Below are 14,552 nucleotides of genomic sequence, written 5' to 3' on the forward strand. Positions count from 1 at the left end.
GCTGCGCACCATAATAAAACCGACTTTCCCTGCAACCGTCACCCAACATCGGCTGGGGACGGTGCGCAAGCGCACCCTACGATGACTGTGCCCATAAAAATATTATGCAATACTCAGAAATCGCTATAGCGCGACCGCTTGCGCCATTGAATGCGGGGGATGATCAATCCCATCAAAAGGCCAATGAACAGCACCAATGCCCCGGCATAGAACCACTCACGCTCGACCTGGTTGCCAAGCAGCTGATTTTCCTGCTCGAGCCGGCCTATCAGTTGCTGTAACTCGACTATTTGCTGGCGCATTTCCTGGTTCTGACTGTCCAGATTGACTGCGTTGGCAGCCGTTTGCCGGATTTTCGCCAAATCATGCGCCATTTGCTCGTTGTCCTTGCCCAGCGCGACTGTCTGCTGTGCCAGCGCCTCGTACTCGCGCCGAATCAGATCGGCTTGAGCCGCTGGGCTGTCCAGATTGTTCTCGGATTTGGAAAAATGGTCACTCAATTGTGCCAGCAGTTCTCTGGCCGAAGGTTCAGCCATCAGGTGCCGGGTCAGCACCCACCCTTCAGCACCGCCTGTTGCCCGCACCCTGGTATAGCCTTTCGCTTTGTCATGCTCCAGAGTTTCCAGCACGGCACCACTTTTCAGCATGCGCACGATTGCATGCTGGTGACTGGGCCCGGTACGCAGCAGCACTTCGATCTGATCGCTGGCATAGCGTGTTTCGGCCTGTGTCAACGATGGAAGCCAACACGCCTCAACAATGAAAACGAGCGGGAGAACTAACAGTAATTTTTTCATTTTGTATGCATTTGGCTCGTGGAACGGAATATGCAAGCAACCGCCCCAGGAAAAATCAGCGTAGCTTCAAGCTCAGGCAGGCTGCTGTGGCCAATGCGGATTTCGCCACAGGGCCATGGTCGGATTCTGGGAAATCTACTTATCTTCGAATCCCGATAAGAAATATTTTATCAAGAGCACCATGAAAAACGGAAAGGCGCTCATGGCCGTAACCAAGTAGTGCTCGTAGGTAAACTGGTTACCCTCGTCCATGAGAATATAGGTAAAAAATACGCCAATAGGGAAAATACTGGTGATCACCTGAAGCAGCAAAAACAGTTTTTTCATCGTAGAAATAGATTCATTATCTTGTCCTGTTACGAGAAATTGCGTTTACAATAGAATATCATAGAAATTCAAGCTGCCAGGATAAGGCGATAGATACCCAAGGAACAACCGATCGATGCAGGTCATACTTGTCTTGACTAACTTTCCGGATCATTCCGGCGCAAAAGCATTGGCGGAAAAACTGCTGAATGACAGACTTGCCGCCTGTGTCAATGTCCTGCCAGAATGTACCTCTTTTTATCGATGGCAAGGCCAGATCGAAACCGCCGGCGAGATTCCGCTCTTGATCAAGACCGCAGCCCGGCACTATGAGGCGGTCGAGCAAGCGATCAAATCACTGCACCCCTACGAACTCCCCGAGATTCTGGCTGTCCCTATCGGTAACGGTTTGCCTGCCTATCTTCAATGGGTAATCGATGAAACAAATGTTTAACAAGGTTAGCAGATGCATTGGATAAAAATAATTTTCCTGTTGGCGTGCCTCACGAGCCCGCATGTCATGGCCGAGGAAAGTCAATCATCGGGTTTGATGACGATTTTACAAAAACTTGGCGCCAACTTCGGACAAGCGCAACAGGAACTCCTGCCGCCGGATGAAGCATTCAAACTGTCGCTTGAAGTGCGCGACGAAACGACATTGATTGCCCATTTGACGCCCGCCAAGGAATATTACCTCTATCGCGATAAAATCGTATTCGAATCGAAAAGCGAGGGCATTCGGATCAGCAAGGTCACGCTTCCGCCCGGGAAAATGAAGGATGACCTGACCTTTGGCCAGACAGAAGTCTATTATCAGCCGTTGCAGGCGATCATCTCACTGCAGCGCGAAGCTGCCGCACCCGGTCAGCTTGCCCTGTCCGCAACCTATCAGGGTTGCAATGAACCGGTCGGCGTCTGCTATGCCCCGATCAACAAGGTGCATGAGCTGTTGTTGCCAGCGCTCAAAACCACGGTCGACGCAGTGGCAGACATCGTCAGCGCAGAGGCTGCGGCAGCCGACCCCGACCCGGCAGCAGAATTATTCCAGACCCCGGCCAAAGCGCCCCTATATGAAACCGAATCCTACAAAATCGAACGCATGTTCGCCACCGGGAATTTCTGGCTGATACTGAGCGGTTTCTTCGGCATTGGCCTGTTATTGGCGCTCACACCCTGCGTGTTCCCCATGTTCCCGATTTTGTCGGGGATTATCGCCACCAAGGGGCAGCATTTATCCAAACTGCGCGGGTTTACGCTGGCCCTTGCCTATGTGCTTGGAATGGCCATTACTTATGCCATTGCCGGCGCGGCCGCAGGCATGTCCGGCGCAATGCTGTCAGCTGCACTGCAGAACGCCTGGGTGCTGGGCACGTTTGCCCTGATTTTCGTTGCACTCGCCTTCTCGATGTTCGGTTTCTATGAACTTCAGTTACCTTCTTTCATCCAGAGCAAAATCGCCGAGGAAACCGGGCATCTGAAGGGTGGACATCTCACCAGCGTATTTGGCATGGGGGCATTGTCCGCACTGATTGTCAGTCCTTGTGTGGCTGCGCCACTAGCCGGCGCCCTGCTCTACATCAGCCAGACTGGCGACGTCATGCTGGGTGGTTCCGCCCTGTTTGTGATGGCACTTGGCATGGGAGTGCCGCTCCTGTTGCTGGGCATCTCCGCAGGCGCACTGCTGCCGAGATCGGGCTCGTGGATGAAATCGATCCAGCAGTTCTTTGGCGTTCTGCTGCTGGCGGTCGCAATCTGGCTGATCTCACCCGTTATCAACGAGGTCATCCATATGCTGCTATGGGCAGCGTTGCTGATCATTTCCGCGATCTATCTGCATGCACTCGATCCGCTACCCGAGAAGGCGACAGGCGTCAGAAAGTTTCTCAAGGGAGTAGGTGTCATCGCCCTGCTGACCGGGGTTGCATTGCTGATCGGCGTACTTTCCGGCAGCCGTGACGTGCTGCAGCCACTCTCTAAATTCAACCTTGCCACCACCAGCCCGGGACAGCTGGCAGAACTGGATGCCACAACCGCTGAAAGCCTCCCTTTCAAGCGGATCAAAACGGTCGCCGAACTGGATGCATACATCCAGCAATCCCAGGGCCGCTACCTCATGATCGATTTTTATGCCGATTGGTGTGTTTCCTGCAAGGAAATGGAGCGCTTCACCTTTAGCGATCCACAGGTCCAGGCAAGATTGAAGAATGTGGCGCTGGTGCAAATAGATGTCACTGACGGCACCCCGGATGATGCGGCACTGCTCAAACGCTTCAAACTGTTTGGCCCGCCCGGAATTTTGTTTATTGATCCGCAGGGGCGTGAAATTCCCGACATCAAAATCATCGGCTACCTCAACAAGGAAGATTTCATCACGGTACTGGATGCAGTTCTGCAGTAATTGTCAGTCACATCAGCTTGGCTGATTACATGCGGAAGGCACATCGGTGGGCGCCTACGCTTGTAAAAAACCACTATTCATTCAACCTGGCTTATTTCCCTGGATAGCGCATGTCAAAATCAAATAAATTATCGTTTTATATCGTTGTGGCGATTTTCTCGCTGGCCGCCGGTTTTGCCTATAAGTCCTGGCATATGGACAATGCCATGTCATTGACCAGCAGCGAAAAAAAAGCGGGCGCCGATAATTTCTTCGCCGCTTCCCTGCCAGACATAGATGGAACACTACAATCCGCTGCGCAATGGCAGGGAAAAATCGTGGTCGTCAATTTCTGGGCAACATGGTGTCTGCCTTGTCGCGATGAAATCCCCGAATTGATCGAGACCTATACCGCTTATCGGGATCAGGGCGTGGTAATCGTCGGCGTGGCCATTGATGATATGGAAAAAGTGGCTGCATTCAGCGAAGAATTTGGCATCAACTATCCTGTGTTGGTCGGGGATATCGAAGCCTTCTCATTGGCTGAGGCCATGGGCAATCCTCAAGGTGCCCTACCCTACACGGCCACAATCGACCGCAGCGGCACCATCGTGCACACCCGACTTGGGCGCATCAATAAATCGCAAATCGAGGCAATCATCAAACCCATGCTGTAAAGAAAGCGCTCTATGCAGTCAAACCGGCATTGCTATCGATGGTGATCACATCGATCGGTGCCGGATACTGTACGGAGAAAATCATACACTTCGCCTGACTTCAATCCAGGCCTCTCAACTGGACCCGCGGCAGCGTGCAGTGGCCAGGCGCAGGGTACATTTCCTGTACCACACACTGAAACTGAAAACAGCTCAGAAGCACAACAACCCATTATTCTCTCTTCTTTCTTCAATACGTCACCTCCCTGTCATAGTGGCCGACTGAGGTACCCAGGTTCAATTGGCTAGCAAGCCCCCCGTCCCCCCGGACAGTCCGTCCAAGCAAAAAATAAAAGCGATAAGGGGTACAGAAATTTCCATGGTTGCCGTTATCTATCCAAAACCGTCATTTGAGTCATTACAGGTGACGCTGATTCGGCATCATCCTGGCAATACTGCAATCAATCCGTGTCAACCTCGGGTTTCCATTCTCTCAATTCATATTCTCAACTATGACAGATACTCTCATTTTGTTCGCAATCAGTACGTTACTGGCAGGGTTCACGGTTCGGTTCGCCATTTCACTGGCACTCGCGCACGGCATTCTGGATCGCCCCGGCCAGCATAAACAGCATGAAACCCACACGCCTTTCGTCGGCGGAACAGGTATTTTAGTTGCCCTCTCGATAGCCCTGGTTTTTCTGGCCAGCCACTTTCCTGAACATACCTTGAAATGGTTGGGGCTGGGGCTGGGCGCCATGATCATTTTCATCACAGGGTTCATTGACGATATTTTCCAGCTCTCCTATAAGCTGCGCTTCATCGTTCAAACCCTTGTCGTACTGATCATGACGCTCGCAAGCGGTGTCGTGATCAGCGATCTTGGACACCTGCTGGCTGGCGAATTATTTGTGCTTGCCATGTTCGCCATTCCGTTTACACTGCTTGCCACCATCGGCGGCATCAATGCACTCAACATGATTGACGGCATCGATGGGCTATCCGGATCGGTGACTTTGATGAGCCTGGTGCTGCTGGGCATCGTGGCCTATATTGCCGGCGATCAACCCAATTTAGCATTGATCATTGCCGTCAGCGGCGGGACTGTCGCATTTTTATGCTTCAATCTTCGACACCCGTTTCAAGCACGTGCCAAAGTTTTTCTCGGGGACAATGGCAGCATGTTGCTTGGATTTCTGATCGCATGGCTGCTCATCGATCTATCGCAGGGTATCGACCGTGCCATGACACCGGTCACGGCACTGTGGCTATTCTCCATCCCGCTCATGGATACCATCAGCATCATGCTGCGCCGGATCAGGCAACAAAAATCGCCATTCGAACCTGACCATAATCACCTGCATCACATCATGCTGAGCGCGGGTTATCGAGTGGGAGACGCCGTCTATACCATCGCCTGCATCCACCTGCTGCTCGGTGGCATCGGCCTGGCCGGTCTATACATGGACATCCCCGAAGTCCTGATGCTGCTCGCCTTTGTGTGTATTTTTTGCGGATACTTTTACCTGACACTGCGCCCATGGCATTTCATTACGGCGCTACGTTATCTGCATGCGCTCTGGGGGCTGGCGCCGACCAAAAGCTATGGCCTTTTCCTGGGCAGCCATACGGCCCAGGAAGCAGAAAATCTGGTTCGCATGCTTTCGGGAGAACTCAGGCACAATGAGAATTCCTTGGTACATGTGATGGAACAGCAAGCACCGCATGGAAAGAAATTGACTCAATATGCCGTGGTGGTCAACATACGATTATTGGATGGCGACAACACACCGCACAAGGAAACCGAGAAATTTACGGCCGCCTTGCAAGCGCGCATGAAAGAACAGTACGGCATTCAATTACGACCCTTCTTTGAACGCCGCAAGCAAGACACTCGAAACACGTTTCAGCCCGGCGCTGCGGCGGAAAATGGTGGCATAACGGAACGGCGACGTGGCGAGCACAAGCTATTGATTTTTGAAGCGATGTTTGACCAGCCGACATCCAGGCAAGGCGAGGACAAGCCATCGAAAATTGCTTCTGGCAGCTCGCCCATAAAATAAGGCATTGATGACCGGGAATTGGCAAATGTCATTTGCAAGCAAATACTGTCAGAATAAGGGCATCACTCGATCACTCGAGATAATTGGGAGCTCTCTATGCACTTTAAATTGATCATAGTATTTGTTGACCAGGATAGAACGGCACAGGTCATGGATGCCGCCCGCGCTGTGGGCGCTACCGGCGCCACGATCATCAACAATGCACGTGGCGAGGGACTGGAAAAAGTCATTGGGATATTCGGGCTTGAAATTCTCGACCCGCGTGCTGTCATCATGATCCTGGCCGAGGCTCGGCGTGCAGACCATGTGCTGAATGCCGTCACCGAAGCCGGCAATCTTGACGAGAGTCTGGGAACTGGTATCGCCATTCAGCTCGACGTAGACAAAGCACTCGGATTGAGCGAGCATATCAAAAAACTAGAGGCGAAACATCCATTGAACTAGGCCTTCACTCGATCGGCGGTTGTTTGATTCCTGTCAACAATACCTCGGCACGCTGCAGGCCATCCGCTGAACCAAACAATACCAGCACATCGTTCGCTTGCAGCACAGTATCCAGGGAGGGCGACAGTTTTCTTTGACCGTCTCTAACCAAGGCCGTCACTACCAGATTGTCCGCATTGATGGTCAGATCGGCCAGCCTGCGGCCAACTGCCGGGCTCTTGTCATCAAGCGAGATGGGATATAGCCTGTCTGCCAGCCTTTCCTCAGGCTGGTCAAAGGCTGTCCCACTACCGCTGAGCAACTCGCGCAACATCTGATAGCGATTCATTCGCTGTTCCTGAATATACTGGGCGACTGTGTCAAGCGGTTTTTTGAGCGCGAGTAGCGCATGAGAAATCAGCATCATGCCTGCTTCCAGTGTTTCGGGAATCACTTCGGTAGCACCCGCTGCTTTGAGTTCGGCAAGATGTGATTCATCGCGCGTTCTCACCAGCACGGTCAAATCAGCCTTGAGATGTTTGACATTTTCCAGTGTTTTCAGCGCTGCGGTCGTATCATCATGACTGATCAGCAGCAAACGCGCCGCTGCAATATTCACAGCTTCCAGCACGCTCATCTCGGCTGAGTCGGCATAATAGACCGGATAACCAGCCAAGCGCGCTTCACGCACCCGCGAAGCATCCATATCCAGCGCGATATACGGAATGTTTTCCGCTTCCAGACAGCGGCTGACAAGTTGGCCAATTCGACCAAAGCCACAAATTACGACATGGTTGCTGGCACCATGGGAATGGATCGAATCCCCCTCCCCTGCTTCCTCCCGTTTCTTTTCGGCCGGAAGCGGCATTATTTCTGCAGCCAGCAGCCGGTTATAACGTATCATGAATGGTGCGATGACCATGGAAATCAGTACCGAGGTAAGTGCTATCTGGGCAAATTGCTGGGCGATCACTTCCGAACCGATGGCAATTGCCAGCAAGGCAAAACCGAATTCACCGCCAACCGCCAGTATCAGACCGACTCGCAATGCGGTGTTCCAATCGATTCGCGCCAGTCGGACAATCGTTGTGACCAGCAGCAACTTGATCAGCAGCAGCGCCACTGCTCCCGCAAGTGCCTGCGGCCAGATTTGTGGCAACACGCCTGGATCCATCAACATGCCGATACTGATGAAAAAGAGCCCCAGCAAGACATCGCGGAACGGGCGGATGGTGGCCTCGACCTGATGCCTAAACTCGGTTTCAGCGAGCATCATGCCTGCCAGGAATGCGCCAAATGCCATCGACAAGCCAAAACTCTTGGTAATCCAGGCAGACAGAATGCAGACAAACAAAACCGTCAGCGTAAACAATTCCGCCGAGCGCTTCTGGGCGACCTGGTGAAACAAAGGCTTGAGCAAGTACCGGCCGCAGATGACCATGATGGCTATCGCCAATATCGCCTTGATCAGTGCCCAGCCAAGCGCGCCGATAACCGCATCGGAGGCCGCGATCCCCAGAACGGGAATGATGATCACGAACGGCACGGCCGTAATATCCTGAAATACCGATAATGCAATCCCCAGCCTGCCGTGGCGGGCATGCTCCTCCCCCACCTCGCTCAGTTGCTTGGCAATGATAGTCGTTGAAGATTGTGCAAATACGGCTCCGATCACGAATGCGACCCGGGCATCGGTATCCAGCAACCACAGCCCCGCTGCAACAATGATGGTTGTGAACGCGACTTGCGCAGAACCCAATCCCAGTATCATATGCCTCAAGGAATAGATATGCGCCAGAGAAAAACTGAGGCCTATCGTGAACAGCAGGAACACGATACCAAATTCGGCGATCAGCCCAATATAACCGTTATCGATCACTGGCCCGGCCGTGTGGGGGCCCAGCAAAACGCCCACCAATAAATAGGCCAGGCTGGGAGGGATGTGCAATTTATGGAAACCCAGCACGGCCGCGACGGTTGCACTCAACAAGAGCAACAATTGCATCAGTGTTTCATCTAGCATTGCATATATCTTTTCTTTGATTTTGACGGCATTCGATGATCCTGGGTCAGCTAAATGCACTGAAATATAGGGTTCCAAAGCTGTGCAGAACAAGATACCACAGCGATGCGCGCAATCACCGCTCCATTTCAGGCCATTGCAAATGCTGCCCCAAGCTTTGAAAAGCAAACCAACCGGTCCATGGCGTGGATACCAGCCGAGTGAACATGAAGATAACCACTTATGCCCTTGATCACAATATGGGGACCATCAATAGTCGGCCAACCGAAGAATCGGGAGCGCATACCTCATGTCCACCAGCCGCTTTAGCCTGCCTCATCGAGTCGCCAGAAGAATTCCGGACGACGCGTATGGATTGACGTTCGCTTGGAGGGGGTGCTATATTTTTTTGCCGATTGACAGGCAAAGTAGGGATAAAGGTTAATATCTCTTGATTACAATCATTACAGGGAGGATATCACCGTGGCTTCAACCAACCGGGTTTTTATCAGTTTTCCACTCAAGGATGCCGAACTCAAGGATCAACTGATCGACGAAATCAAGAAAATCAATGAGCAATGGGAATGTGTCTTCATGCCGCAAAAGAAATCATGGGAAAGCGCATGGAAAGCTGAATGCCAGGAGGTCGTAAGCGGTTGTGACGGTGCAATCGGGATCATTACAGCCAATACGATTCGGGCCGATGGCCAACTATGGGAATTGCGTTGCGCCTATGATGGACAAATGCGCGTGTTATTGATCGGCGACGATGAGGCATGTGACATTCCCGCCAAAAAATTCCCCGACCTGATCAGAGACGAGGATATCAGCCCATGGGACATGTCCACCGTCAAGCTGTTCCTGAACAGGCTATAGGATATTGAGTCCCACAGTATACTGGCACTATTCAGCATGCTGTGGGACTCAATATCCTGCTGACAGCGCCAGCTGGGCGGCATTAATACGACTCGTCAGGATTGCTGATCTTTCCGCTCAACAGCCTGTCGGATTTTTTCCAATGCATGCCTGACCCGATGCCGGGGTGTGCCGATGTTCATGCGCATGAAACCGCTGCCTTCCTTGCCAAATAGAATTCCAGGGCTCAGGCCGATTCCAGCCTGTGATACGAAAAACTGTGCCAGCATAGCGTCGCTCAAACTCAACGGCCGGCAATCCAGCCAGACCAGATAAGTGCCTTCGGGAGAGATCAGCCGAATTTTGGGAAGGTGTTCGGCCAGGTATTCTCGAATGAAATCGCGCGTTTCAGCGAGATAGGCCATCAACGCGTCCAGCCACGCGCCGCCGTGACGGTATGCGGCCTCGAACGCGGCGATGCTAAAAGGATTGGCGGCACTGACATGGATCATGTCCAGATACTCGCTGATTGCCGCCCGGTACTTGGCATTGGGTACGATTAATGCGGACAGATTGAGACCTGGAATATTGAAGGTCTTGCTCGGGGCGACCGCAGTAATAATCTGTTCGGGGCAGTCAGCCAGGCTGGCCAATATATGATGTTTGCTCTCCGGATAGACCAAGTCGGCATGAATTTCGTCCGACACCACAATCAGCTCATGCTGATTGGCAATAGCCAGCAGCTGCTCCAGCTCCGACCGCTGCCAGACTCTGCCGACAGGATTGTGCGGCGAGCAAAACAACAACATGCGCGCCGTCTCGGCTTGTTTGGCCAAGTCCTCGAAATCCATGCGATAGCGATGTTGCTCGAACCGCAATGGACTGGCATTGAGCTGTCTGCCCGTTTTTGTCACAGCAGAAAAAAACGGGAAATACACGGGCGGTTGAATGATGACAGGCTCGGCTGGCTGGGTAAGCGCGAGAATAGCGGTATTGAGCGAGGGCACCACACCCGGACATAAAACAATCCAATCCCGCTCGACCTGCCAGCCATGGCGCACTTTCAGCCAGTCGATCAGGGCAGCGTATAAACTGTCCGGAAACAGCGTGTAGCCATAGATCGGGTGGGCTGCACGCGCGGCCAATGCTGCAGTCACTGCAGCAGGCGCGGCAAAATCCATATCCGCCACCCACATCGGCATCACCTCTGCATGACCGAACATCATCGAGCGGCCATCATATTTTGTGCTCGATGTGCCTGACCGGTCGATCTCGCGATCGAAGTCATCACTCAATCGATTTTCTCCCAGATGGTCGCTTCCGATAAGGTATGCTGGAATTTGCGGCGGGTTTCACGAATCACGAACGGAACTTCCAATGGCCCCTGAATCAATCTGAAATGTTTGCCCAGAATTTCCTTGAGCCCGTCGAGTGTGCCGAAGCTTTCACCATCCCGCTTGAAACCACCCACCCAGTTTTCCCGCTTGGTATGTTCTTCCAGCCAAGTATACGGCGAAGCAATCAACAGCAACCCACCCGAATTGAGTCGTTCGTGAATCATGCTCAGAAACTTGCTGGGATCATACAAACGATCAATCAGATTGGCCGCCAGTATCAAATCATAACCGGTCAGAATCGGCTTGAGATTGCAGGCGTCACCCTGGAAGAATTCAACCTTGTGCTTGGCATTTTCCAGTCCCAGATTGGCCAGTGAGCGCTCTCGATAAAAGACCAGCTCGCCTTCATCTGTCAGTGTATAACGTAATACGCCATGCTGGGCCAGCTGGACGCCCTGGTTGATGAAGCGCGCCGAGAAATCCACGCCGGTGACATGCTCGAAATGTCGGGCCAGTTCAAAGGTGGCGCGGCCGGAAGCACACCCCAGATCGAGCGCCTTGTGCGCCGGCCGGCCGCCCATGGCGCTGATTGCGAGCTTGGCCAGGGCCGCCGGGAAGTTGGGGACATCGTAATAGTTGTCTCCATAGTGGAATTCCGCATACTCCGACAGCAGTTTGTCGGTCTCATAATGCGAACTGGCCAAAGTGGCGGGCGCATCGGATATCACATAACGAAATCCGGCATGCTGGAAGAAATGCCGCCGGAAAGCATAACGCGCCGATTTCAGGGATTCGTTGCCACAGGCAATCCATGATCCGCCTTTGATGAGATTATGCCGATCGTCAAAAGTGGGCGTGGTAAAGTCATCGTAAAGTGGATGCACGTCGAAACCGGCGAAAGGATAAGTGGGCGTTTCCGTCCACTGCCAGACATTTCCCACAATGTCAAAAAAATCCCCCTGTTGAAATTCATTGACCGGACAGCTGGAGGCATAGTAATCGAGATGAATATTACCTTCCGCCGGCGTGTCGGCAAGCACTTCGCTCAGGCCGGCAACATCATACAGCCGATACCATTCATCTTCCGTCGGCAGGCGCACCGGCTGCCCGGTTGCCCTGGCCTTCCAGTTGCAAAAGGCCTTGGCTTCGTGATAGTTGACCTCTACCGGCCAATCCCAGGGCATGGGCACCTCTTCCGTCATCAGACGCAACCACCACTGTGCCCCCTTTCGTACCCAGAAGGTCGGGCAAGTCACTTGCGTATGCTGCTTCCAGGCCAGCCCTTCCTCTTCCCAGCATGCATCTGATTCATAGCCTTTCGCCTCGACAAATGCCAGGAATTCCTGATTACTCACCAAATAGCGGCTAGCCTGAAAAGCAGGTATCTCTGCCTCATGGTGGCCATACTCGTTATCCCACCCATAATAAGGATCGTTCTTGCTCTTGCCGATCTTCACCTTCCCGGCCTGCACCCCAACCATTTGATTCTCCGGCGCGCTCCCGCTGGTGCGGCAAGGTTGCCAGGCCGGATGGGGCTGTACATAAGCGGGGTTATGCTGCCGGATAAGAACGGACGATGTTTCCAAATGAATGCGTTCATGCTCCACCCCCATGACAATGGCCCACCATGGACTGTCCCACGAGACCGGCAGTTTCAACGGCATGGTGGTGATTAGCTGGTCGACCCGGGCGCGCATGGTACGACGATAAGCCATGACCTCTTCGACAGTTGGCCAATCGTAGTGGGTCGTATCCAGATCATCCCAGCTCATTTCATCGACACCTACTGCAAACATTGACTCCAGTTTGGGATTGATGCGCTCGGCGAACAATCCGGCCAACACCAGCTTATTGGTGAAGAAAGTTGCTGTATGCCCCAAATAGAAAATTAGAGGATGACGCAATATGATGGGTTTAACGTAGTAGGCTTCCTGGCTGCGCAAAGTCTCAAACAGCTGCTCATAGCGATCCAGGGTAGTGTGAAAATAGGCGCGCAACACCTCGCGTGTGGTGTCGATAGATTCACCATCCAGCAGCGGCGTGCGTTGAAAAAGATCATTTTTGGGAGACATAGGTCACTTGAGGCAATGCTCTTGCACTTTTCAAAACTAGAGATTATAACGCCTCCCGCCGCCTGGGTCATGGGCAGCGGGAGGCGTTACAGCAATTCTTATTTTTAGAAGCTATTTGGAAATGCCTGCTTCAGGTCCGCCCCTTCAATACCACAGCCATTATGGCGAAACAGGGTTACCGAAAAACATATCTGGATGGCCGCAGCCCGTCTGACCTCGCCATAACAGCGATAACGTTGTGTGTGCGGATCATTTTGGCTACCGTTATCTCAAACAGCAATCGATTGAGATTTACAAAATCAGGCACATGTTTGAAAGTGGTGCTGTATCGGCAAAGTGCATGCCGATGAAAAGTATCACTCGACACTTTTCATCGGTAACAACGAAAATCTGTGTGCTTGCGCTAGGAGGCTGTCTACGTATGCGTCAGTATCGCGTCTGAAGGCTGAGTGGTTTTTCATCGCCCAATTGTTCAGCCGATAGGAAATAGACCTCTCCACCTTTCTGAAGCACCTGTTCGATCAATACATCCACCACATCATCGGTGACACCTGGCGCGGCCGGGTCATCCTGCGGTGTGATCGTTTTTTGCGCAAGATCGACGAGGCCTGGCTGCACATAACCGGTGCGCACAAACAAACGGAATGCGTTGCCCTCGTCAATGGCACGATACATGGTGGAAAGATCAGTGAGTAATTGATGTGCGCTACGCGCCTGCGCGATATGCTGCAATGCGATTTCGGCTCTGCGCCTGCGATAGTCAGCCGCTGCGCTCTGCACATCCGCTATGATTTTTTCTGCAGGTGCCTTTAGCTCGGGTACATTATCGATTTCTCCGACAATATCGCCCGGCCGGTCGCAGGCCTCCTTAAAGAAAGCCAGGTTACGGACGTCACCGACCACAATGACCGGCAAACGCGTGCGCTCGGGATGATTCTGAACTTCCTGCAGGCTTTTATCTACACGATTGAAGAATTGCTTGAGATTACCAGCGTCATTGGGCATCTCGGCACGATCAAGGCCATGCGGCGCAAAGAGCAGGGTGTTGTCGATCGGAAAACTGCCCGCCCGCAACGCAGTCTGAGGATCGAATTCTGCAACCAACCGATCGTCGAAGGCCTCTATCAAACGTACCGTTGCCCGTGAAATAACCAGTATGTAGTAATTGATCGAGCTGTTGATTTCCCTTACCAAATCGCGGATGGCGAATGTGTCATCAATAATGACGCGCTGCTTGACCGTGAATGGGAAATGCATGAGCGTCACTTCTTCACAATCGGCAAAAATACCCAGACTATCAAGATTATAGTTATGGTCTAGCCCATCCACCTCTGCGTTGATGGCGTCGATAATTGCTTTGACTTCACGTTTATCCAGGTGAGTCTGGAGCCGCTCCTCGGTTTCCTTGATAAGATTCTTGAGTGTAATGAGGTCTTGCCTGTTGTCTGGAAAAGTACGATGCGTCGGCAGCAAGATGCTGATTGCCGGACTATTCTTGCGCTGGCCAAGCTGATTCAGGAGCGATTTTAAATTCATGGAGATCCTCTATCTATATTATCTGGATTATTCGTAACTATTCAGCGTATTCTTTCTCTCAGTCATTCTGCAACATAAAATCAGGCAGTTTCCCAGCGAAGAGCAGGGAAAGCGCCTCGGAAGCAGAA

12 protein-coding genes are annotated in these 14,552 nt (G+C 52.4%); 6 read left to right on the top strand and 6 right to left on the bottom strand.

All coding sequences use genetic code 11. The annotated features are described in order from the left end of the window. Nucleotides 1–113: 113 nt before the first annotated feature. Nucleotides 114–797, bottom strand: a complete 684-nt coding sequence (locus tag BLV85_RS05570; protein WP_090413083.1) for a TIGR04211 family SH3 domain-containing protein — start codon at nucleotides 795–797, stop codon at nucleotides 114–116. A gap of 135 nt (nucleotides 798–932) precedes the next feature. Then, on the bottom strand, nucleotides 933–1,124 hold the full coding sequence (locus tag BLV85_RS05575; protein ID WP_090413086.1) for a hypothetical protein: 192 nt from the start codon (nucleotides 1,122–1,124) through the stop codon (nucleotides 933–935). A 115-nt stretch (nucleotides 1,125–1,239) separates the two neighbouring features. On the opposite strand from BLV85_RS05575, the gene cutA reads away from it, so the two are divergent. From cutA to BLV85_RS05600, 5 genes are all read left to right on the top strand, one after another. Then, complete coding sequence (gene cutA, locus BLV85_RS05580; protein WP_090413089.1) at nucleotides 1,240–1,557, top strand: divalent-cation tolerance protein CutA; 318 nt, start codon at nucleotides 1,240–1,242, stop codon at nucleotides 1,555–1,557. A gap of 12 nt (nucleotides 1,558–1,569) precedes the next feature. Further along, nucleotides 1,570–3,501, top strand: coding sequence for a protein-disulfide reductase DsbD (gene dsbD / locus BLV85_RS05585; protein ID WP_090413092.1), 1,932 nt, complete (start codon nucleotides 1,570–1,572; stop codon nucleotides 3,499–3,501). Between the two features lie 110 nt (nucleotides 3,502–3,611). Next, nucleotides 3,612–4,157 (top strand): TlpA family protein disulfide reductase, encoded by a 546-nt coding sequence (locus BLV85_RS05590; RefSeq protein WP_090413095.1) that lies wholly within the window; start codon nucleotides 3,612–3,614, stop codon nucleotides 4,155–4,157. Nucleotides 4,158–4,648: 491 nt separating this feature from the next. Next, nucleotides 4,649–6,199 carry an MraY family glycosyltransferase gene (locus BLV85_RS05595; RefSeq protein WP_090413097.1) on the top strand — a complete coding sequence of 517 codons (1,551 nt, stop codon included), beginning with the start codon at nucleotides 4,649–4,651 and terminating at the stop codon, nucleotides 6,197–6,199. 96 nt (nucleotides 6,200–6,295) lie between these two features. Further along, a complete protein-coding gene (locus BLV85_RS05600; RefSeq protein WP_090413100.1) occupies nucleotides 6,296–6,643 on the top strand; it encodes a P-II family nitrogen regulator in 348 nt (115 codons plus the stop codon). Between the two features lie 4 nt (nucleotides 6,644–6,647). On the opposite strand, the gene BLV85_RS05605 is transcribed toward BLV85_RS05600, so the two are convergent. Beyond that, complete coding sequence (locus BLV85_RS05605) at nucleotides 6,648–8,645, bottom strand: monovalent cation:proton antiporter family protein (protein ID WP_090413126.1); 1,998 nt, start codon at nucleotides 8,643–8,645, stop codon at nucleotides 6,648–6,650. Nucleotides 8,646–9,107: 462 nt separating this feature from the next. On the opposite strand from BLV85_RS05605, the gene BLV85_RS05610 reads away from it, so the two are divergent. Beyond that, nucleotides 9,108–9,500 carry a hypothetical protein gene (locus BLV85_RS05610; RefSeq protein WP_090413102.1) on the top strand — a complete coding sequence of 131 codons (393 nt, stop codon included), beginning with the start codon at nucleotides 9,108–9,110 and terminating at the stop codon, nucleotides 9,498–9,500. Between the two features lie 95 nt (nucleotides 9,501–9,595). On the opposite strand, the gene BLV85_RS05615 is transcribed toward BLV85_RS05610, so the two are convergent. The 3 genes from BLV85_RS05615 to BLV85_RS05625 all read right to left on the bottom strand — a co-directional run bounded on the left by BLV85_RS05615 (nucleotide 9,596) and on the right by BLV85_RS05625 (nucleotide 14,424). Then, nucleotides 9,596–10,774, bottom strand: coding sequence for a MalY/PatB family protein (locus tag BLV85_RS05615; protein WP_090413107.1), 1,179 nt, complete (start codon nucleotides 10,772–10,774; stop codon nucleotides 9,596–9,598). Continuing rightward, nucleotides 10,771–12,888 carry a 5-histidylcysteine sulfoxide synthase gene (ovoA, locus tag BLV85_RS05620; protein ID WP_090413110.1) on the bottom strand — a complete coding sequence of 706 codons (2,118 nt, stop codon included), beginning with the start codon at nucleotides 12,886–12,888 and terminating at the stop codon, nucleotides 10,771–10,773. Before ovoA ends, BLV85_RS05615 begins: the two co-directional genes overlap by 4 nt. 426 nt (nucleotides 12,889–13,314) lie before the next feature. Then, a complete protein-coding gene (locus BLV85_RS05625; RefSeq protein ID WP_090413113.1) occupies nucleotides 13,315–14,424 on the bottom strand; it encodes an AOC03_06830 family ribosome hibernation factor in 1,110 nt (369 codons plus the stop codon). Between the last annotated feature and the right edge of the window lie 128 nt (nucleotides 14,425–14,552).

The sequence above is a fragment of the Nitrosomonas halophila genome (assembly GCF_900107165.1).
Lineage (GTDB): Bacteria > Pseudomonadota > Gammaproteobacteria > Burkholderiales > Nitrosomonadaceae > Nitrosomonas > Nitrosomonas halophila.

Bases quoted from the DNA above. Each gene is read 5' to 3' on its own strand.
- BLV85_RS05570 (WP_090413083.1), bottom strand. From the start codon at position 797: ATGAAAAAATTACTGTTAGTTCTCCCGCTCGTTTTCATTGTTGAGGCG.
- BLV85_RS05575 (WP_090413086.1), bottom strand. From the start codon at position 1,124: ATGAAAAAACTGTTTTTGCTGCTTCAGGTGATCACCAGTATTTTCCCT.
- cutA (WP_090413089.1), top strand. From the start codon at position 1,240: ATGCAGGTCATACTTGTCTTGACTAACTTTCCGGATCATTCCGGCGCA.
- dsbD (WP_090413092.1), top strand. From the start codon at position 1,570: ATGCATTGGATAAAAATAATTTTCCTGTTGGCGTGCCTCACGAGCCCG.
- BLV85_RS05590 (WP_090413095.1), top strand. From the start codon at position 3,612: ATGTCAAAATCAAATAAATTATCGTTTTATATCGTTGTGGCGATTTTC.
- BLV85_RS05595 (WP_090413097.1), top strand. From the start codon at position 4,649: ATGACAGATACTCTCATTTTGTTCGCAATCAGTACGTTACTGGCAGGG.
- BLV85_RS05600 (WP_090413100.1), top strand. From the start codon at position 6,296: ATGCACTTTAAATTGATCATAGTATTTGTTGACCAGGATAGAACGGCA.
- BLV85_RS05605 (WP_090413126.1), bottom strand. From the start codon at position 8,645: ATGCTAGATGAAACACTGATGCAATTGTTGCTCTTGTTGAGTGCAACC.
- ovoA (WP_090413110.1), bottom strand. From the start codon at position 12,888: ATGTCTCCCAAAAATGATCTTTTTCAACGCACGCCGCTGCTGGATGGT.
- BLV85_RS05625 (WP_090413113.1), bottom strand. From the start codon at position 14,424: ATGAATTTAAAATCGCTCCTGAATCAGCTTGGCCAGCGCAAGAATAGT.